General features: G+C 50.3%; 15 protein-coding genes and 1 riboswitch. Of the genes, 13 read left to right on the plus strand and 2 right to left on the minus strand.

What is annotated here, in order from left to right:
* The first annotated feature begins 77 nt into the window (after positions 1 to 77).
* From OCV69_RS14745 to OCV69_RS14780, 8 genes are all read left to right on the plus strand, one after another.
* Positions 78 to 524, plus strand: a complete 447-nt coding sequence (locus tag OCV69_RS14745) for a dihydrofolate reductase (protein WP_262563198.1) — start codon at positions 78 to 80, stop codon at positions 522 to 524.
* An 87-nt stretch (positions 525 to 611) separates the two neighbouring features.
* Positions 612 to 1,499: a sulfide/dihydroorotate dehydrogenase-like FAD/NAD-binding protein gene (locus OCV69_RS14750; RefSeq protein ID WP_022273806.1), complete on the plus strand. Its 888-nt coding sequence runs from the start codon at positions 612 to 614 to the stop codon at positions 1,497 to 1,499.
* A 16-nt stretch (positions 1,500 to 1,515) separates the two neighbouring features.
* On the plus strand, positions 1,516 to 2,901 hold the full coding sequence (gltA, locus tag OCV69_RS14755; protein WP_158360120.1) for an NADPH-dependent glutamate synthase: 1,386 nt from the start codon (positions 1,516 to 1,518) through the stop codon (positions 2,899 to 2,901).
* Between the two features lie 74 nt (positions 2,902 to 2,975).
* Complete coding sequence (locus OCV69_RS14760; protein ID WP_158360118.1) at positions 2,976 to 4,343, plus strand: MATE family efflux transporter; 1,368 nt, start codon at positions 2,976 to 2,978, stop codon at positions 4,341 to 4,343.
* A gap of 60 nt (positions 4,344 to 4,403) precedes the next feature.
* Positions 4,404 to 5,801: an MATE family efflux transporter gene (locus OCV69_RS14765; protein ID WP_158360116.1), complete on the plus strand. Its 1,398-nt coding sequence runs from the start codon at positions 4,404 to 4,406 to the stop codon at positions 5,799 to 5,801.
* Between the two features lie 84 nt (positions 5,802 to 5,885).
* Positions 5,886 to 6,578 (plus strand): iron-sulfur cluster assembly scaffold protein, encoded by a 693-nt coding sequence (locus OCV69_RS14770; RefSeq protein ID WP_022273810.1) that lies wholly within the window; start codon positions 5,886 to 5,888, stop codon positions 6,576 to 6,578.
* 17 nt (positions 6,579 to 6,595) lie between these two features.
* On the plus strand, positions 6,596 to 7,615 hold the full coding sequence (locus OCV69_RS14775; protein WP_158360114.1) for a GGGtGRT protein: 1,020 nt from the start codon (positions 6,596 to 6,598) through the stop codon (positions 7,613 to 7,615).
* A gap of 119 nt (positions 7,616 to 7,734) precedes the next feature.
* A riboswitch (Lysine riboswitch) is annotated at positions 7,735 to 7,903 on the plus strand.
* 114 nt (positions 7,904 to 8,017) lie between these two features.
* Positions 8,018 to 9,643 carry a Na+/H+ antiporter NhaC family protein gene (locus tag OCV69_RS14780; RefSeq protein ID WP_022273812.1) on the plus strand — a complete coding sequence of 542 codons (1,626 nt, stop codon included), beginning with the start codon at positions 8,018 to 8,020 and terminating at the stop codon, positions 9,641 to 9,643.
* Between the two features lie 76 nt (positions 9,644 to 9,719).
* On the opposite strand, the gene OCV69_RS14785 is transcribed toward OCV69_RS14780, so the two are convergent.
* Positions 9,720 to 11,462 carry an ABC transporter ATP-binding protein gene (locus OCV69_RS14785; RefSeq protein ID WP_158360112.1) on the minus strand — a complete coding sequence of 581 codons (1,743 nt, stop codon included), beginning with the start codon at positions 11,460 to 11,462 and terminating at the stop codon, positions 9,720 to 9,722.
* Between the two features lie 197 nt (positions 11,463 to 11,659).
* Between OCV69_RS14785 and OCV69_RS14790 the strand changes: the two genes are divergently transcribed.
* Positions 11,660 to 12,688: a GH25 family lysozyme gene (locus OCV69_RS14790; protein WP_158360110.1), complete on the plus strand. Its 1,029-nt coding sequence runs from the start codon at positions 11,660 to 11,662 to the stop codon at positions 12,686 to 12,688.
* Between the two features lie 148 nt (positions 12,689 to 12,836).
* On the opposite strand, the gene OCV69_RS14795 is transcribed toward OCV69_RS14790, so the two are convergent.
* Entirely contained in the window at positions 12,837 to 13,400 is a 564-nt protein-coding gene (locus OCV69_RS14795; protein WP_022273815.1) for a prolyl-tRNA synthetase associated domain-containing protein, read from the minus strand.
* Between the two features lie 112 nt (positions 13,401 to 13,512).
* Between OCV69_RS14795 and rlmD the strand changes: the two genes are divergently transcribed.
* The 4 genes from rlmD (at position 13,513) to cas8c (ending at position 20,323) form a co-directional block, all read left to right on the plus strand.
* Positions 13,513 to 14,862 (plus strand): 23S rRNA (uracil(1939)-C(5))-methyltransferase RlmD, encoded by a 1,350-nt coding sequence (rlmD, locus tag OCV69_RS14800; protein ID WP_158360108.1) that lies wholly within the window; start codon positions 13,513 to 13,515, stop codon positions 14,860 to 14,862.
* 315 nt (positions 14,863 to 15,177) lie between these two features.
* On the plus strand, positions 15,178 to 17,604 hold the full coding sequence (cas3, locus tag OCV69_RS14805; protein WP_158360106.1) for a CRISPR-associated helicase Cas3': 2,427 nt from the start codon (positions 15,178 to 15,180) through the stop codon (positions 17,602 to 17,604).
* 48 nt (positions 17,605 to 17,652) lie between these two features.
* Positions 17,653 to 18,384 carry a type I-C CRISPR-associated protein Cas5c gene (gene cas5c, locus OCV69_RS14810; protein ID WP_158360105.1) on the plus strand — a complete coding sequence of 244 codons (732 nt, stop codon included), beginning with the start codon at positions 17,653 to 17,655 and terminating at the stop codon, positions 18,382 to 18,384.
* Positions 18,371 to 20,323 (plus strand): type I-C CRISPR-associated protein Cas8c/Csd1, encoded by a 1,953-nt coding sequence (gene cas8c, locus OCV69_RS14815; RefSeq protein ID WP_158360103.1) that lies wholly within the window; start codon positions 18,371 to 18,373, stop codon positions 20,321 to 20,323. The genes cas5c and cas8c overlap by 14 nt, the downstream gene beginning before the upstream one ends.
* The last annotated feature ends 73 nt before the right edge of the window (positions 20,324 to 20,396 follow it).

The following is a 20,396-nucleotide window of genomic DNA, read 5'->3' on the forward strand; positions in this document are numbered from 1 at the left end:
AAAAAAAGCCCCAAAAGGGCATTGAAAATTTGCTGTAAATAAAGGAAAAATCGAGATGCAGGAAAAGAGATAAAAAAATGACGAGAAGAAAACGACGGAACTTTCCTAGTACTACGACGGAAAACGGGGGAAGGAAGACCATGGAGAGCCTGCCGGGAGGCCAGGCCCTTCCGGGACGTACCAATGTGGTCCTCACAAGGAACAGGGATTATAAAAAAAAGGGAGTGACAGCGGTCCACGGGATGGACGAGGCCCTTTCCTTTTTAAAACAGTTTCCAGACGACGATATCTATATCATCGGCGGCGAGGAGATCTACCGCCAGTTCCTTCCCTATTGCCGGACGGCCCATGTGACCAGGATAGATTATGCCTATGAGGCCGATACCCATTTTCCGGACCTGGACCAGGATCCGGACTGGCAGGTGACGGCGGAAAGCGATGAGCAGACGTATTTCAGCCTCTGCTATGAATTCTGCCGGTATGACCGGAAGATGGAAGAAAAAACATACGAAAAAAAAGAATAACAGTTGATATAAATTGGAGAACATGATAAACTTAAACTATGTGAGCAGTTTCAGAACTGTTTAATTTACACAGGAGGTTGAGGTAGTATGTATCCGATATTAAAAGCAGAAAAGCTGGCGGATAAGATTTATCTTATGGAGGTAAAGGCGCCGAGAGTTGCAAAGAGCTGTCAGCCCGGAGAATTCGTGATCGTAAAGATCGATGAGGCAGGCGAGAGGATCCCGCTGACGATCTGTGATTACAACAGAGAAGAGGGAACCATCACCATCGTATTCCAGACCGTTGGAGCTTCTTCTGAGAAAATGTCCCACTTACAGGCCGGAGATTCCTTCCACGATTTCGTGGGCCCCTTAGGAAATCCGTCTGAATTCGTTAAGGAGGATCTGGAAGTCCTTAAGAATAAAAAATACCTGTTCGTAGCAGGCGGCGTTGGAACTGCTCCTGTTTATCCCCAGGTAAAATGGTTAAAAGAGCACGGCATCGACGCTGACGTGATCGTCGGCGCAAAGACAAAGGATCTGCTGATCCTGGAGAAGGAAATGGAGGCTGTTGCTGGAAATCTTTATGTTACCACTGATGACGGTTCCTATGTGAGAAAGGGAATGGTTACGGATGTGATCAAGGATCTGGTTCAGAACCAGGGCAAGAAATACGATGTCTGTGTAGCCATCGGACCGATGATCATGATGAAATTCGTATGTCTCTTAACAAAGGAACTGGAGATCCCCACGATCGTCAGCTTAAACCCGATCATGGTAGACGGCACAGGAATGTGCGGAGCCTGCCGTGTGACCGTTGGTGGAGAAGTGAAGTTCGCATGTGTAGACGGACCGGAGTTCGATGGACATGCAGTAAACTTCGACGAGGCAATGAAGCGTCAGCAGATGTACAAGACAGCAGAGGGACGCGCGATCTTAAAGCTTCAGGAAGGCGATACCCATCACGGCGGCTGCGGACACTGCAGCGACAATTAATTGTGGAGGAACAGACATGGACGTAATGAAGAAAGTACCTGTCAGAGAGCAGGACCCGAAGGTGCGTGCAACCAACTTTGAGGAAGTATGCTACGGATATAATGAAGAAGAGGCTGTTGCCGAGGCAGAGCGCTGCCTGAACTGTAAAAATGCAAGATGTGTGGAGGGATGTCCCGTAAATATCGATATCCCCACCTTCATCAGAGAAGTAAAGGAAAGAAAATTCGAGGACGCTGCCAATACCATCGCACTGTCTTCCGCACTTCCGGCAGTCTGCGGCCGCGTATGTCCGCAGGAGAGCCAGTGTGAAGGAAAGTGTATCCGCGGCATTAAGGGCGAATCCATCTCCATCGGTAAGCTGGAGCGTTTCGTTGCCGACTGGTCCAGAGAGAACGGCTTCGTTCCCAAGGCTGCTGAGACAAAGCTTGGAAAGAAGGTTGCTGTGATCGGTTCCGGCCCGTCCGGACTTACCTGTGCAGGCGATCTGGCTAAGATGGGCTATGACGTGACCATCTTCGAGGCCCTTCATGAGCCGGGCGGAGTTCTTACATACGGTATTCCGGAGTTCCGTCTTCCGAAGCAGGCCGTTGTACAGCCGGAGATCGACAACGTGAGAAAGCTGGGCGTTAAGATCGAGACAAACGTGATCATCGGCAAGACCGTGACCATCGACGAGTTAATGGACGAGGAGGGCTTCTCCGCCGTATTTATCGGTTCCGGCGCTGGTCTTCCCAAGTTCATGGGCATCCCGGGCGAGAACGCCAACGGCGTATTCTCTGCCAACGAGTACCTGACAAGAAGCAACCTGATGAAGGCCTTCCGCGATGATTACGATACACCCATCGCAGCCGGCAAGAAGGTTGTAGTCGTAGGCGGCGGAAACGTTGCCATGGACGCTGCAAGAACCGCTCTCCGCCTGGGCGCTGAGGTTCATGTGGTATACAGAAGAAGTGAAGCAGAGCTTCCGGCCCGTGTGGAGGAGGTTCACCACGCCAAGGAAGAGGGCATCATCTTTGACCTTCTTACCAATCCCACCGAGATCCTGGCAGACGAAAAGGGCTGGGTAAAGGGTATGAACGTGGTTAAGATGGAGCTGGGCGAGCCGGATGCATCCGGAAGAAGACGTCCGGTGGAAGTAAAGGGCTCCGATTACACCATCGACTGTGATACGGTTATCATGTCCTTAGGAACATCCCCCAACCCGCTGATCTCCAATACAACGGACGGCCTGGATGTGAATAAGCACAAATGTATCGTGGCAGACGAGGCCAACGGCCAGACCTCCAGAGAAGGCGTATTTGCAGGCGGCGACGCTGTAACAGGCGCAGCTACTGTGATCCTTGCCATGGAAGCTGGTAAGGCAGGTGCCCGCGGTATCCACGAGTACCTGAGCAACAAATAAATAAGAAAAAACGAGGGGGCGCTGCGGGGGAAAGATCCTTTGCAGCGCTCTTTTTTATTTTTTGGAGGGAGATTATGAAGAAAAATATCGACCTGCTTCACGAACCGATCCTGCCTGCGCTTACACGTCTGGCGCTTCCCATCATGGCTACCTCCCTGGTGCAGATGGCCTATAATATGACGGATATGGCCTGGATCGGACGGGTGGGAGCCGGAGCAGTGTCGGCGGTGGGATCGGCGGCCATGTTCACCTGGTTTTCCCAGGGCGTAAGCAGCCTGGCGAGAATGGGAGGCCAGGTAAAGGTAGCCCATTCCCTGGGCCGGGGCGACCGGGAAGAGGCGGGAAAATACGCCCAGGGGGCGCTGCAGCTGGGGATCCTGTTTGCAGTGATCTTTGGGATCCTGTCAGTGGCGTTCCGGAAGCAGCTCATCGGATTTTTTAATATGCAGGACCGGCAGATCGTCCGTGATGCGGAGATCTATCTGACCATCACCTGCGGACTGATCCTCTTTTCTTTTTTAAATGCCATCTTTACTGGAATCCTGACTGCGTCGGGGGACAGCCGGACGCCTTTTGTGGCCAATGTGATCGGGCTGGTGATCAACATGGTCCTGGATCCCTTCCTGATCTTCGGATTCGGCCCCATACCGGCCATGGGGGCCGCCGGAGCGGCCATTGCCACAGTGGGGGCCCAGGCGGTGGTAACGGCGGTGTTTTTATGGTTTGCCCGCAGGGATACCCTGGTGTTCAGCCAGGTCCATATCCTGGAGCGGACCAGCCGCAGATATATCCGCCAGATCATAAAGATCGGGTTTCCAGCCGGGGTCCAGACCATGATATACAGCGGGATCTCCATGGTCCTGACCCGTATGGTCACGGATTTCGGAGATACGGCCATTGCGGTCCAGAAGGTGGGAAGCCAGATCGAATCGGTGGCCTGGATGACCGCAGACGGATTTGCAGCAGCCATCAATTCCTTTATCGGGCAGAACTTCGGAGCCGGAAAGACGGAGCGGGTCAAGGGAGGCTATAAAAAGGCCGCCTGGATCATGGCCGCCTGGGGACTGGGCTCCTCGGCGCTTCTGATCTTCGGGGCGGAGCCGGTGTTCCGGATCTTCATCCATGAGCCGGAGGTGGTGGCCGACGGCATCATCTATTTGCAGGTACTGGGACTGTCCCAGATGTTCATGTGCGAGGAGATCCTCACAGAAGGAGCCCTGGCGGGACTTGGGAAGACCATGCAGGCGTCCGTGATCAGCGTGATCTTCACGGCAGCCCGGATTCCCCTGGCGCTGCTCCTTTCGGCAACGGCTCTGGGGCTTTCCGGTATCTGGTGGGCCATCACCCTCACCAGCGTGGTCAAAGGGTTCGTCTTTGTGGGCTATTTTGTGACTGTGATGAGGAAGCTGCCTCCGGAGCGGGAAACCTGCCGGCAGCTGTAAGGGCAGGAGCGCGCCAGGCAGACATACGGCAGAAAAGGACAGCGGGACGGAGGAGAATACATGAGCAGGACAATGACCCAGGAGGAACGGTACCGGATGATGACGGAAAAGCCTGTTTTCAGGCTGATCCCGGGGTTAGCAGTACCCACCATCATCAGTATGCTGATCACCTCTATTTATAATATGGCGGACACCTTTTTCGTCAGCCAGATCAATACCAGCGCCTCGGCGGCCGTGGGGATCATTTTTTCCCTGATGGCCATGATCCAGGCCGTGGGCTTTACCCTGGGCATGGGCGCAGGAAATTATATTTCCCGCAGCCTGGGAGCAAAAAATGAAGACATCGCAGTGCGGACGGCAGCCACGGCCTTTTTTACGGCCATGGGAGCCGGGGCAGTCATGGCGGCGACCGGCCTTTCCTTCCTGGACCAGCTGGTGCGGCTTTTAGGGGCCACGGAGACCATCGCTCCCTATGCCAGGGATTACGCCAGGTACATCCTTCTGGGGGCTCCGGTGATGACCGGTTCCTTTGTGATGAACAACCTGCTGAGGTCCCAGGGCTATGCCGTTTGTGCCATGGCGGGGATCACCACCGGCGGGATCTTAAACATGATCCTGGATCCGGTGTTCATCTTCGGTCTCCGCATGGGTATTTCCGGCGCGGCGGCCGCCACGGTCATAAGCCAGTGCGTCAGCTTCTGCATCCTGTTTTTCCAGTGTAATTTCCGCAAGGGGTGCATCCGGCTGAGACCCGGAAAATTTACTCCGTATCTAAAAATTTATGGAGAGATCCTTCATGCAGGCCTCCCGTCGTTGTGCCGCCAGGGTCTGGCCAGCGCGGCGGCAGTGGCCTTAAACGTGGCGGCCAATCCCTTTGGGGATGCGGCCATCGCAGCCATGTCCATTGTAACGAGATACATGATGTTCATCAACTCTGCCCTCATCGGCTTCGGCCAGGGTTTTCAGCCGGTATGTGGCTTCAACTTTGGGGCGAAGCGGTATGACCGGGTCCTGGAGGCGTTCTGGTTCTGCTTGAAGGTGGCAGTGATCCTCCTGACCACCCTGGGTGTCATAAGCTTTTTCGGGGCAGAGGCCATTATGGGCCTGTTCCGGAAGGGGGATCTGGAGGTGATCGGGATCGGTACCTGGGCCATGCGGTTCCAGTGCCTGACCCTGCCGTTCCAGGCCTGGATCATCATGTCCAATATGCTGACCCAGTCCATCGGCTACGGCTTCCGGGCATCCATTGTGGCAGCGGGCCGCCAGGGGATCTTTCTGATCCCGGCCCTCCTTACGCTTCCCCGTTTCCTGGGGATCCTGGGGCTGCAGCTCTGCCAGCCCATTGCGGATGTCTGCACCAGTGTCATGGCCGCGGTGATCGTCGTCTCCATACTGAAGGAGTTAAAGGTCTGGAACGAAGAAATACAAAATTTATCGAAAAAAACTATGGACGAATGAGAGATTTTGTGAGAGAATGGTACAAGCAAGATGTGATTTTTTTAACAAGAGAATTGCGACAGATATCTTGAAAGGAGTCTTAAAATGATTTATTCACATGAAGTAGAAACAATGTGTAAAGTTGCCCAGGGCGTAAACCATGGCGCAGCTCCGATCCCGGAGGAAGCGAAATGGGTACAGTCCAAAGAGATCAAAGATATTTCCGGCCTGACCCATGGAATCGGCTGGTGTGCACCCCAGCAGGGTGCATGTAAGCTGACCTTGAACGTGAAGGAGGGCATCATCCAGGAGGCACTGGTGGAGACCATCGGATGTTCCGGTATGACCCATTCCGCAGCCATGGCGGCAGAGATCCTTCCGGGCCGGACCCTGCTGGAGGCGTTAAACACAGACCTTGTGTGCGATGCCATCAACACAGCCATGAGAGAACTGTTCCTTCAGATCGTTTACGGAAGGACCCAGAGTGCATTTTCTGAGGACGGCCTTCCCATCGGAGCTGGTCTGGAGGACCTTGGAAAGGGTCTCCGTTCCCAGATCGGTACCATGTACGGAACCTTAAAGAAAGGTCCCCGTTATCTGGAGATGGCAGAAGGCTATGTGACCGGGATCGCTCTCGACGCAGAGGACCAGATCATCGGCTACCAGTTCGTAAACCTTGGAAAGATGACCGATTTCATTAAGAAAGGCGACGATCCCACAACTGCTTATGAGAAGGCAAAGGGCCAGTACGGCCGTGTGGCAGACGCAGTGAAGATCATCGACCCGAGAATGGAGTAAGGAGGAGTTAATACATCATGGCATTTTTTGAATCATATGAGAGAAGAATCGACAAGATCAATTCTGTTTTAAACAGCTATGGCATCGCTTCCATCGAAGAGGCTGAAAAGATCACAAAGGACGCCGGCTTAAATGTCTACGACCAGGTAAAGAAGATCCAGCCCATCTGCTTTGAGAATGCCTGCTGGGCATATACAGTGGGTGCAGCCATTGCTATTAAAAAAGGCTGCCGTAAGGCCGCTGATGCTGCCGCAGCCATCGGAGAGGGCCTCCAGGCCTTCTGTATCCCCGGCTCTGTTGCCGATCAGAGAAAGGTTGGCCTTGGCCACGGAAACCTTGGCAAGATGCTCTTAGAGGAAGAGACAGACTGCTTCTGCTTCTTAGCCGGCCACGAATCCTTTGCAGCCGCTGAGGGCGCCATCGGTATCGCAGAGAAGGCCAATAAGGTCCGCAAGAAACCCCTGCGCGTGATCTTAAACGGTCTCGGAAAAGACGCAGCCCAGATCATTTCCCGCATCAACGGCTTTACATATGTGGAGACAAAGATGAACTACTACACCGGAGAAGTGGAGGAGGTATTCAGAAAATGCTATTCCTCTGATCCGGAAAGCCCCCGCGCAAAGGTAAACTGCTACGGCGCCAATGACGTGACCGAGGGCGTTGCCATCATGTGGAAAGAGGGCGTTGACGTTTCCATCACCGGAAACTCCACCAACCCTACCCGTTTCCAGCATCCGGTGGCAGGCACCTATAAGAAGGAGTGCGTGGAGAAAGGAAAGAAATACTTCTCCGTAGCCTCCGGCGGCGGCACAGGCCGTACCCTCCATCCCGACAATATGGCGGCTGGTCCGGCTTCCTACGGAATGACCGATACCATGGGCCGTATGCACTCTGACGCCCAGTTCGCAGGTTCCTCCTCCGTTCCGGCACACGTAGAGATGATGGGTCTCATCGGCGCAGGAAATAACCCCATGGTGGGCATGACTGTGGCTGTGGCCGTTTCCATCCAGCAGGCGGCTGAAGAGGGAAGATTCTAGGATCCCCCATGGCGGAACCTGCTGTGGGAAATTTCAGGAAAATTGGAAATGTACTTTCTTTTTTAAGAAAGGTATGCTACAATAACCCATGACAAAAGCACCTGCACACCTGGCAGGTTCAATAGGATAGAGGCGCGGGCTTCAAGAGTAACGGAAGACAAGGCTGGACCGCCGTTTTCCGCCAAAGGGGAGACCGCCGAAGGAGTTTTGCCCGGTCCGGGGCAGGGTTCCTGGTACGACGCAGAAGATGCGGCGTACTGTCACGATACGTGGAGCGCTATCTTGTGTTGCTGGTTCCAGCCTGTATGGCTTTTTATCTGCATGATCTACACCACAAACGCGTTTTCCGTAAGGGACTGCCGTTTGTGGTGTTTTTGATTTTCAAGAGAGGAAGTATGAGAAATGCAGAGTACGAAAACGAAAAGCCTGGCTGTACTGGCTCTGGCGTCCATGTTCCTCATGGCCTTTGCCATGACGGCCTTTGGGGCAGAGGGGGAGACCGCAGAGTACGTCCCCGCCCTGTTTTCCACCTTCTGGGCGCTGGTGCCGCCGGTGGTAGCCATCGGACTGGCGCTGATCACAAAGGAGGTTTACAGCTCCCTGTTTATCGGGATCGCCGTAGGGGGGATCCTGTATTCCGGCGGGAGCTTTGAGCGGACCGTGGTCCATATTTTCCAGGACGGCATCATCGGAGTCCTGACCGATGAAAGCAACGTGGGGATCCTGGTATTCTTAGTGATCCTGGGAGCCATGGTCAGTCTTATGAACAAGGCCGGCGGCTCCGCTGCCTTTGGCCGGTTTGCGGCAAAGGGCATCAAGACCCGGGTGGGGGCCCAGCTGGCCACCATCCTTCTGGGGGTTACGATCTTCATCGACGACTATTTCAACTGCCTGACTGTGGGAAGCGTCATGCGGCCGGTGACGGATAAGTTCAAGGTTTCCCGGGCAAAGCTGGCGTATCTCATCGACGCCACGGCAGCTCCCGTATGCATCATTGCCCCCATTTCATCCTGGGCGGCGGCTGTGACGGGATTCGTGGAGGGAGAGGATGGCTTCTCCATCTTTATCCAGGCCATCCCCTATAACTTCTATGCTCTTTTAACCATTGTGATGATGGTGGGAATGGTGCTCATGAAGGTGGAGTTCGGGCCCATGTTAAAGCATGAAAGGAACGCGGTCAAGGGGGATCTCTTTACCACAGAGGGACGGCCTTATGCGGATGAATCCGATCCGTCAGTGATCTCCAGGGGAACGGTCATGGATCTCCTGATTCCGATTATTTCTTTAATTATCTGCTGTGTGATCGGTATGCTGTATACAGGCGGATTTTTCTCCGGCGTGGATTTTGTGACCGCCTTTTCGGAGAGCAACGCATCCCTGGGACTGACCCTTGGAAGCTTCTTCGGCCTTCTGATCACTCTGGTCCTGTACCAGGTGCGCCGTGTCCTGGATTTCCACGACTGCATGGCCTGTATCCCCGAGGGCTTTAAGGCCATGGTACCGGCCATTCTGATCCTGACCTTTGCCTGGACCTTAAAGGCCATGACAGACAGCCTGGGTGCGGACGTATATGTGGCAGATCTGGTGTACAACCATGCCAGAGGCCTGCTGAATTTCCTTCCGGCCATTATTTTCCTGGTGGGCTGCCTGCTGGCCTTTGCCACAGGCACCTCCTGGGGGACCTTCGGTATCCTGATCCCCATTGTGGTGGGCGTGTTCCAGAATACCAATCCGGAGCTGATGATCATCTCTATTTCTGCCTGCATGGCGGGAGCTGTCTGCGGAGACCACTGCTCGCCCATTTCCGACACCACCATCATGGCGTCTGCGGGAGCCCAGTGTGAGCATGTGAACCATGTGATGACCCAGCTTCCCTATGCGGTGACCTGTGCCGCTGTATCCTTTGTGACGTACATTGTGGCAGGGTTTGTAAAGACTGCCTGGATCGCCCTTCCTGTGGGCATCGTCCTGATGCTGGGAGCCATGCTTGTCTTAAAAATGATGGGCGATACGGTGGAGGAAGAATAGTAAAAAACGTGAAAAAGCCCGGCGGTGAGCAGATTCCAGTGCTCTCCGGCCGTGTCTTTTCTGTTATGGCGGAAGACTAGGCCTCCTCCAGGCCCTCAAACTGCATTTCATAATATCTGGCATACAGACCGTTCTTTTCCAGGAGCTCTTTGTGGCTTCCACGCTCAACGATGCCCTGGCCGTCGATGACGATGATCTCGTCGGCATTCCGGATGGTGGAGAGACGGTGGGCGATGGTGATGGTGGTGCGGTTTCTGGAGAGCTCCTCCAGGCTTTTCTGGATGTGGCGTTCACTTTCATTGTCCAGGGCGCTGGTGGCCTCATCCAGGATCAGGATAGGCGGATTTTTAAGGAATACCCGGGCAATGGAGATCCGCTGCTTCTGGCCGCCGGAAAGCCTTGCGCCCCGCTCGCCCACAAAGGTGTCGTAGCCGTCGGGAAGCTCCATGATGAAATCGTGGATGCTGGCCTTTTTGGCGGCGGCAATGATCTCCTCGTCAGTGGCTCCTGGTTTTCCGTAGGCGATGTTTTCACGGATGGTGCCGCCGAATAAGTATACCTCCTGCTGGACCAGGCCGATGGAGCTTCTGAGGCTCTTTAAGGTGGTTTTCCGGATATCCTGGCCGTCAATGGCGATCCTTCCGTGGGTCACATCGTAGAACCGGGGAAGGAGGGAGCAGATGGTGGTCTTTCCGCCGCCGGAGGGGCCCACCAGGGCGATGGATCTGCCGGCAGGGATGGAAAAGGAAACATGGCTTAAAACAGGCTCGCTGCTGTTATAGCAGAAGCTTACGTCCTCATAGGAAATATGGCCCTGTACATTTGTAAGGGGCTTCGCGTCCGGCGCATCCTCGATCTCCGGTTCTGTTTCCATGACTGCCAGGAAGCGCTTGAAGCCGGTAAGGCCCTTCTGGAGCATTTCCGTAAACTCCACCAGGATCTGGATGGGGCTGATGAAAATTCCGATGTAGAGGGCGTACATGGCCAGGTCTGCTGGCTCCATCTCCCCGATGGAGATAAGGTATCCTCCGGCCACCAGGACGGTCAGATACATCATGCCCTGGAAAAACAGGGTGCCTGCGTGGAATTTTCCCATGGCCCGGTAGTTATTGTCCCGGGAGCGGACGAAATTCTCGTTGCTCCTTCCGAACTTTTTCCGTTCGATCTCTTCATTGGCAAAGGACTGGACCACACGGATCCCGGACAGGGTATCCTGGAGACTGGCGTTGATGTCGCCGATCTTTCTCCGGTTGTCCATGAAGGTCTCATGCATCCGGACGTTCTGGCGGCAGCAGAAAAGCACCATAAGAAGGACCACCACGGCCAGCAGGAGAGCCAGCTTCCCGTTGATCAGGAATAAGAATACAAAGGAGCCGGCGATCTTAATGGAGGAGATAAACACGTTTTCCGGCCCATGGTGGGCGAATTCGGAGATCTCAAACAGGTCGGAGACCAGCTTGCTCATCATCTGTCCGGTGTTGTTTTTATCATAGTAGGAAAAGGAGAGTTTTTCATAATGATCGAACAGATCCCGGCGCATATCCCGCTCGATCCAGGTCCCCATGAGATGGCCCTGGTAGGTCACATAGTATTTGCAGAGGGTCTGGATCACATAAAGGACCAGAAGGCCTGCAAAGAGGAGGGGGAGGGAGCGCAGGATGGCTTCCTGGCCCCGGGTGAACCAGTCGCTGGCCGCTCTTCTTAAGATCTGGGGAAAGGCCAGGTCCACGGCGCTGATGATGGTGGCGCAGAAAAGGTCCAGGAAAAAGAATTTTTTGTAGGGCTTATAATAGGCTGCAAATTTTTTTAGTACGTCCATGATTCCTCCTGTGCATATAAAGTCGTTGCTTTAATCATAGCATGGGAGTTTCTGGAAGTAAAGGGCAGGTTCCTGCGTAAATTCTGCCGCATTTTCTTCATAAATTGTTAATAGAAATCCAGGGAAGCAGGTGCTATAATCTATATATATGGAAAGCTGTAAATTTTTGTACGTTTATAAAGAAAGGTGACGAGATCATGAATATGAAAACCATCCTGGCAGCAGCTCTGACCGCAGTTTTTTTTGTGCAGCCCTGTATGACAGCCATGGCGTCGGTCAGCGCGCCGGAATCTGATCAGAACCAGATCGGCCCGGGCTTTGAAGCACCGGCGGAGGAAAATGCGGAAAGTGCGGAAAGTGCGTTTACCCCCTGGACGAAGGTGGACGGCGTTTATGTGGACGATACGGGAAAGGCCATCGACGGCGCAGTCCTCCGGGGCGTCAGCGTGTCCAAGTGGCAGGGAGACGTGGACTGGGGGAAGGCAGCGGCTGACGATATTTCCTTTGCCCTGGTGCGGATGGCGTCCATCGGCTACGAGGGAGAATATACCATGGACGAATATTTTGACCAGAACATGCGGGAGGCCAGCGCCAACGGCGTCCATGTGACGCCCTATGTCTATCTCCAGACAAGAACTGTGGAGGAGGCAGAGGCAGCGGCCCGGTATGCGGTGGATGTGGCGAAGAATTATAACGTTTCCTATCCCCTGGCAGTGGATATCGAGTCCCAGTATATCCTGGATCTCTCCACCCAGGAGCTGACGGATATCGCCAACGCCTTCTGCCGTGTGGTGGCGGAGGCAGGATACACGCCCATTGTATACAGCGACTACCATAAGTTTACGACAGAAATGGATACGAACCAGATCCCCTATGATATCTGGCTGGCCAGATACGGCGGCGACCACAATTATCCCAACCGGACCATGTGGCAGGCCACTGATAAGGGCGTGATCGACGGGATCAATGGAAACGTGTGCCTGGAATTTGCCTTTAAGGATTACGCTCCAGCCCTGGAGGCAGGGGACGCCACGCCCGGCCAGTGGAAGGAAGAAAACGGCGTTTGGTATTTTGAAAACAACGGAGGCCGCTATACCGGCTGGATCCGCCCCGACGGAAACTGGTATTATATGGATCCGGCAGCCGGGGGAGCCATGGTCTCCAATACCTCCATGGTCATTGATGGAGTGACGTACTCCTTTAATGGAAGCGGCGTCATGCAGTAGACCATAAGGAACACGCTGCGCAGGTCTCTTGTGGTCACGGCGGCAGCCGCCAAGGTCTCGTGCAGGCACGGACACTGGCTCGCTTCCCGCATAAAATAAAAGCTCCAGGCCCGGATCCGGCAGCCTGGAGCTTTATGAAAACGGATGGTCAGTCTTCCCAGGGAAGATCCACCGTGATATACGAATGATGGACAGCAGGCAGGAATTTTTCCGTAAGGTCTGCTGTCTTTATTTTTAAGCTGGAGGTATTGATGCAGGGGTGGCAGCCCAGAAAGGGATCCTTTAATACATCAGAATCGATGAGCAGCTGGACCTGGTTTTCCTTATCATTGGCCAGTCCCAGGATGCTGACAGAGCCGGGAGTGATGTCTAAGAACTGCTCCATGTATTCGTCTCCGGCAAAGGACAGTCTGGCGGAATTGATCTGCTTTGAAAGATTTTTTGTCTTGAATTTCTTATTCCCCGGCATCATCAGAAGATAAAAACGGGTCTTCTGGGCGTTGCAGAGAAAGAGATTCTTGCATATGTGGATCCCAAGGATCTTTTCTACCTCCAGGCAGGCGTCGATGGTGGCCGTAGCGTCGTGGTCCACCCGTGTAAAGGGGATGCCGAGGGTATCCAGAAGGGCGTAGGTGCGGACCTCCCTGGGGAGACGGCCGGACATGTCCTCCGGACTGCCTGTATATACAGTTTCATCAATATAAAAATCCATGTTTTGTATCCTTTCTGTCTGGACTGGGCGTTGAAATAACGCTGGTACTTTAAGGGGAAAAACGCTATAATCGTAATAGTACGGCCCCTGGATCCGGGGATGCCGTCCAGGGATGTGGGGACAGGGGGCCATAGATCCGGCGCGGGCCTGTAAGTGGCTTCTGATCCCGGGAAATGCAGGAGGGCTCCTGACAGAGCGGACCGGGATCGCCGGAGATCCTTTGGAGTCCCAACATCATTATAATGGAAACGTAAGAAAAAGCAAGAATATGGAGATAAAGTATATGGAAAACAGAAATGAAAGTGGAAAAAAACAGAAGGCAAAGGGCCTGTGCCCGAATTTTGGGAAATGCGGCGGCTGCCAGTATCTGGACGTGCCCTATGAGGAGCAGCTGAAGAAAAAGAAGAAACAGCTGACAGAGCTTTTAAAGCCATTCTGTCAGGTCCGTGACGTGATCGGAATGGAGGACCCCTGGCATTACAGAAATAAGGTCCATGCGGTCATAGCCAGGGACCGGAAGGGGAGGATCATTTCCGGCGTATACAAGGAGGGGACCCATTTTGTTCTTCCGGTGGATACCTGTCTTATTGAGGATCAGAAGGCAGACGATATCATCAGGACGATCCGGGAGCTGGTTCCGTCGTTTAAAATGAAGGTATATGATGAGGATACGGGGTACGGCTTCCTGCGCCATGTGCTGATCAGGACCGGGCACAGCACCGGCGAGATCATGGTGGTGCTGGTGACGGCTTCTCCTGTGTTCCCGTCTAAAAATAATTTCGTAAAGGCTCTGCGGGCGGCCCATCCGGAGATCACCACAGTGGTCCAGAACATCAATGGCCGCGGCACCAGCATGGTCCTGGGAGAAAAGGAGCATGTGCTTTACGGCCCTGGCTTTATCGTGGACGAGCTCTGCGGCTTCCGGTTCCGGATCTCCTCCAGATCCTTCTACCAGATCAATCCGGTCCAGACAGAAAAGCTCTACCGGCTGGCCATTCAGGCTGCCGGGCTCACAGGGAAGGAGACAGTCATCGACGCTTACTGCGGCATCGGCACCATCGGCATCGCCGCTTCGCCTGAGGCGAAGGAGGTGATCGGCGTGGAGCTCAATCCGGATGCGGTCCGGGACGCGGTCACCAACGCCAAGGTCAATGGAGTAAAAAATATCCGGTTTTACTGCAACGATGCGGGAAAATTCATGATCCAGATGGCCTCCCAGGGAGGAAAGGCGGACGTGGTGTTCATGGATCCGCCCCGCAGCGGGAGCACGGAGGAATTCATAAACGCGGTGGCCACCTTAAAGCCCGCCCGGGTGGTGTACGTCTCCTGCGGCCCCGATACCCTGGCCAGGGATCTGACGGTGTTTAAGAGGAAAGGGTACGAGGCGAAAGAGGCGTGGGGAGTGGATATGTTTCCGTTTACGGGGCATTGCGAGGTCTGTGTGAAGCTGGAGAGGAAATAAAAGTCAGCCAAGTGTTGTAAAAAGGCTGACTAAGGTAATGATCCATGTGAAATATGTTGATATGGGAATTAATATAGATAAGAAGTGCCGCTCATACTAAATTGACTAGTTGAGCGGCACTCTTTACTCGTAAAATAACTTTTATATTTTTTTCTATCCACATTTATTATCCATTGTTTTATGGAAAAATGACATAAGTAGTATATACATTTTTATGAAATAATGCAATCATTAAAAAGCTCTTGACAATAAATATTTGAAGTGTTATTTTAAAAACAAAAATATATAACTTTTATATTTAAAAAGGAAATTAAAATGGATAGACTGATTGCACATACACGTAAATTAAATCATGATCAATTGGAGTGGCAGACACTGCAAGAGCATAGTTGTAATGTGGCAAAGTTATGCTCGGAAATTTGTGAGCCGTTCGGATTGGGAAAATTGGGTTTATTGACTGGATGGCTTCATGACATGGGGAAAGCATCACAGGATGTACAGGACCACATACTGAGGAAAACACTGCAAAAGTTGAACCATTGCAGCGCCGGAATGTATTGGTTGTGGGAACATAAAAGAAAACAGAATTTTACGGATTGGGTTATGGCTCAAATGGCTTGTCTTGCGATCGGTTGCCATCATAGTGGCCGATGTGATTATATTGCACCAGATGGCTGCGAACCCTGGCTGGATCGTATGCATTCAGAACGGGCTGGGGTGCGGTATAGTGAGAATGTACAGGCTTTTTTCTCTGATTGCTGCGAGGAAGGGTTTATGTTGACCTTAATCAATCAAGCTGCGGAGGAATTCTCTGTCTTTGAAGAACGTGTCCGGAAGAAAATTCAAGAAAAGTATGATCCGGAGAGTGAAAACGCTGTTTTTTGGACGACATATCGTTTTCAAATGGGATTTATTCAGAGGTTTTTGTTTGGCGCGTTGGTGGATGCGGATTGGATTGATACATCATGTTATATGAATCAAACTTTCCTTCCTCATTCCACTTCTTTGGAAGAACGGCAAAAACTTTGGAATCGGCTGTCAGAAAAAACAGAGAATTACTTGAAGGGATTGTCCCGCAAATATACAATCGATGAACTGAGGCAGGAAATATCGGATCAGTGCTTTTCTGCTGCACAGAAATGCGATCCTGGAATCTATCGACTTTATGTTCCTACAGGAGGTGGAAAAACCTATTCCGGTCTTAGGTTTTGCATGGAAATGGCAAGACGGCAGAATGCTTCTCATGTGTTTTACTTTGCTCCTTATAAATCTATTACCCATCAAAATGCTGATTGTATTAGAAAAGTTCTTGGCAGTGAGTATGTACTTGAACATCATTCGGATGTGATTTTCAACGAGAATAGTGAGGAAGGGAGAAGCCAGTGGATAGCTTTAAGCCAGCGCTGGCAAGATGTTCCGGTTATATGTACAACAATGGTGCAGCTTTTGAATACTTTGTTTGCGGCTTCCCGCCAGAGTATTCGCCGGCTTCCAGCACTGGCCAATTCCGTGTTATTGCTGGATGAAATACAGGCACTTCCTCTACAGGACATCTGTCTATTGAATTTGGCTATGAATACATTGGCGCAGGTTTTTCATTGTACGGTGGTTTTTTGCACGGCTACACAACCGGCATTAGATAAAGCGGTATATCCAATAGAATTTTCATTGGAAAAAGATTTGGTAGGGGATTTTGAGCAACGTTTTTTACAATTTAAACGAGTGCAAATTATACCACGCCTTGTTCCAGGGGGAGAATCTGTTTCATCTGTTGCAGATTTTACAAAGGATTTGTTAAAGGAAAACAGAAGTGTTTTGGTGATTTTAAATACGAAACGAGCAGTCAATAAGCTGTTTGATACACTGCGAGAGCGAATTTCCGATGATGTACAGTTGTTTTGTCTGACTACATACCTTTGCCAAAAGCATCGTGATGATGTAATGGATAAAATCAAGAAACATCTACAGAAAAAAAGTGGGCCATCGCTTATTTGCATTAGCACTCAACTTGTAGAAGCTGGAGTAGATCTGAGTTTTGATTGTGTCATACGGAGTCTGACTGGATTGCCTAGTATCATACAAGCGGCAGGACGTTGTAACAGACATGGAAATGATAAGTGTAAAGATGTGTACTTGGTTTACTGTGCGGATGAAGATCTACGATATCTGACAGAGATTGATACAGCAGCTCAGGCAACAAGACGCTTGTTAGAAGAGCTGCCGGAAGGTATTGATCTTCTCAGCCCTCAAGCAATTCAAACCTACTATCAGATATACTATGGGGATCAAGAGCAGCGACGGAATATGTTGTACCGGATTGTTCCGGAAAACGGCTTAGAGACAACAATGGTAGATCTACTTTCTAATAATCAGAATGGGGTGCAGGCAAAAAGGGAACACATGGGATTGGTAGTAAAACAAGGAAAAGATAAATTCAGATGGGTGATGCGCCAGGCATTCGGCACCGCAGAGGCAAACTTTGAAGCAATCCAGGATGAAAACATTCCTCTTTTAGTTCCCTATGGAAAAGAAGGCAGACATATACTTGCAAAACTTTTGGAGGAAGACTCAGAAATTCCTTCTTTTGCAGAATTACAGCCATATACGGTATCTATAGGACGGAGGGACCGAAAAAGGCTTGAAAGTGCTTTGATATCTGTGATGGATGGTGCAGCATTCATGGTATTATCAAACTATTATGATAGTGAGTTCAAGGGGCTATGTTTTGAAGCTCAGCAATGATCAGAACTATTTTTTGATTTGTATTTTAAAAGAGAGGAGGTATTCGCTTTGCAGCATAATAATAGTATATCTTTTTATCTGTCAGGACGGTTCGCGTTATTCAGTGATCCGATTACTAGGGTTGGAGGAGAAAAATTTAGTTATCCGGTTCCTACATACCAGGCACTAAAAGGGATTTTTGAAAGCGTATATTGGAAGCCTACCTTTATTTGGTATCCAGATGCCATACGGGTTATGAATCCCATTGAAACACAGTCAAAGGGTATTCGTCCTATTCGATATAACGATGGAACAAATGACCTTTCTATTTATACCTATTTGGTAGATGTATGTTATCAAGTGAGAGGCCATTTTGAATGGAATTTGAATCGCCCGGACCTGGCGGCAGACCGTAATGAGAATAAACATTATTTTATAGCCAAAAGAATGCTGGAACGAGGTGGCAGAAGAGATATCTTCCTAGGGATTAGAGAATGTCAAGGATATGTGGAACCATGTGAGTTTGGAGAGGGAAAGGGGGCTTATGATGATAGTCCAGCATTGCCCCTTGGGCTGATGCTTCACGGGATTACTTATGCGGATGAGGATGGAAGCGGCATGATGAGTGAACGCTTGTGGCGTCCCGTAATGGAACGTGGAATAATCCAGTTTATTCGCCCAGAAGAGTGTCCTATTATTCGGCCCATACACAAACAAAAAGAAAAATCATTTGTTATAAAGAAAAATATTCAGCCTTGCGAAGAACTTTATCGGGAGGTGAAAACGGATGAGTTGGATTGAACGCTGCTATCAGACATATGAGAATAATATTACAGAAGTAGGAGTTCCTTCAGTTAATTGTTTGGGAAGGGAACTTCCTGTATTGCTTCCAGTAGGACATACTTCGCAAAAGGTACATGTGGAGATAAGTCTAACAAAAGAAGGAAAATTTCTTTTTGCCAGAATCCTCCGAACGGATGAAATGACAACCATCATTCCCTGCACAGAGGAATCTTCTGCTCGTACATCGGGGCCAGTTCCGCATCCATTAGTAGATAAGTTGCAATATATTGCCGGAGATTACGGGAAATATGGCGGATCAAAAAAGATGATGTGGGCTGAATATCTAAAACAACTTCGAGATTGGTGTAATTCGCCTTATGGTTTGCCTCAGGTACGGGCAGTGCTTTTTTATCTGGAAAAGGGATGTTTGATTGAAGATTTAATTGAGGATGGAATCTTATTTATTGGATCTGATGGGAAGCTGGTGAAAAAATGGACGGGGGCAAAAGAAGAAACACCGTTAATATTTCAAACTATAACGGGAGGGGATCAAACAGAAGCTTTTGTTCGTTTTAACGTAGACGGGAAAGCGCTTTCAAATGATACCATGGTTTGGAATAGTTTTATCCAATATTATTTATCTATCTTAAAAAGAGAAGGGTTTTGTTATGTACAGGGAAGGAAAATGTTACTTTCCCAATTAAGCCCATATAAGATTAGAAATCCGGGGGATCGAGCTAAGTTGATTTCTAGTAATGACGGTACAAATTTCACTTATCGCGGACGATTTAATGATGCCGAAGAGGCCCTTTCAATAGGCTATGAAACGACCCAAAAAGCTCATAGTGCACTAAGATGGCTGATCGGACGACAAGGGATCAGCATTGGAGACCAAACGATTTTGGTTTGGGGAATGGCGGATGAACAGGTCCCTTCAGTAACAGAGGACACTTATGGTCTGGTGAAAGATATGGAAGAAGACGATCCGTATTTGGATGGACCAGAGGATATTCCAGAGTTTGATAAACCAATCGCAGATACTCGGGCTGCGTTTGCATTACGCTTTAATAATGCAATACAAGGATATAGAGAAAAATTGACTGATTACAGTCAGATCACAGTGATGATCCTGGATTCTGCAACACCAGGACGTATGTCCATTCGTTATTACCGGGAATTATCTGGATCTCGTCTGATGGATGCAGTGGAAGACTGGCATAGAAACTTTGCCTGGGAACAGTGTTATCGGAAAGAGCAGAAAGAGAAAAAAGGGAAATCTGTATCAGAATCGATCGTGTTTTTCGGTGCTCCGGCACCAAAAGACATTGCTGAAGCTACATATGGGGTGAATGTAGATTCCAAGCTGAAACAGCATACTATTGAACGGTTACTTCCGTGTATTACGGAGCAACGTCCGTTCCCAAGAGACTTAATTCGTACACTTATGTACCGTGCTGCCAATGGTATTGCTATGGAGCCTTGGGAAGCAAAAAAAACAAGAGGAATTGCCTGTGCTCTGGTACGTGGATATTATCATCGCAATAAAAAGGAGGATTTTTCTATGGCATTAGATGAAAACTGCCATGACAGAAGTTATCTGTTTGGACGTATTTTGGCTTGTGCCGATCAATTGGAGCGGACTTATAATTATTATTTTTCTGGAGATGTACATCGCCCAACTAATGCTTTACGCATGGAAACTATTTTTACACAGCGTCCAGCGAAAACAACGGATCGGCTGAGAAAAAAGCTGGAACCTTATCTGGAGCGCCTTCTAAAAAATAATAAAAGTATTTACAGCAATGACCTTATGCTAAAATTATTAGACCGAATTCCAATCAAAGAGTTTAATAATGATCCACTTAGTGAGCTGTACCTTCTTGGATATGCCAGCCAGCGTGCAGAATTCTTTAAGAAGTCCAATATTGATCGGTCAATTGATGCCAACAATGAATAAAGCCTGCTAATAAAAAGTCAAGTGTTTTTTGAAGAAAATTTCAAAAATCCGATTTGATATTTTAGGGTACAAC

Source organism: Alitiscatomonas aceti, assembly GCF_025567195.1.
Taxonomy (GTDB): Bacteria; Bacillota; Clostridia; order Lachnospirales; family Lachnospiraceae; genus Alitiscatomonas; species Alitiscatomonas aceti.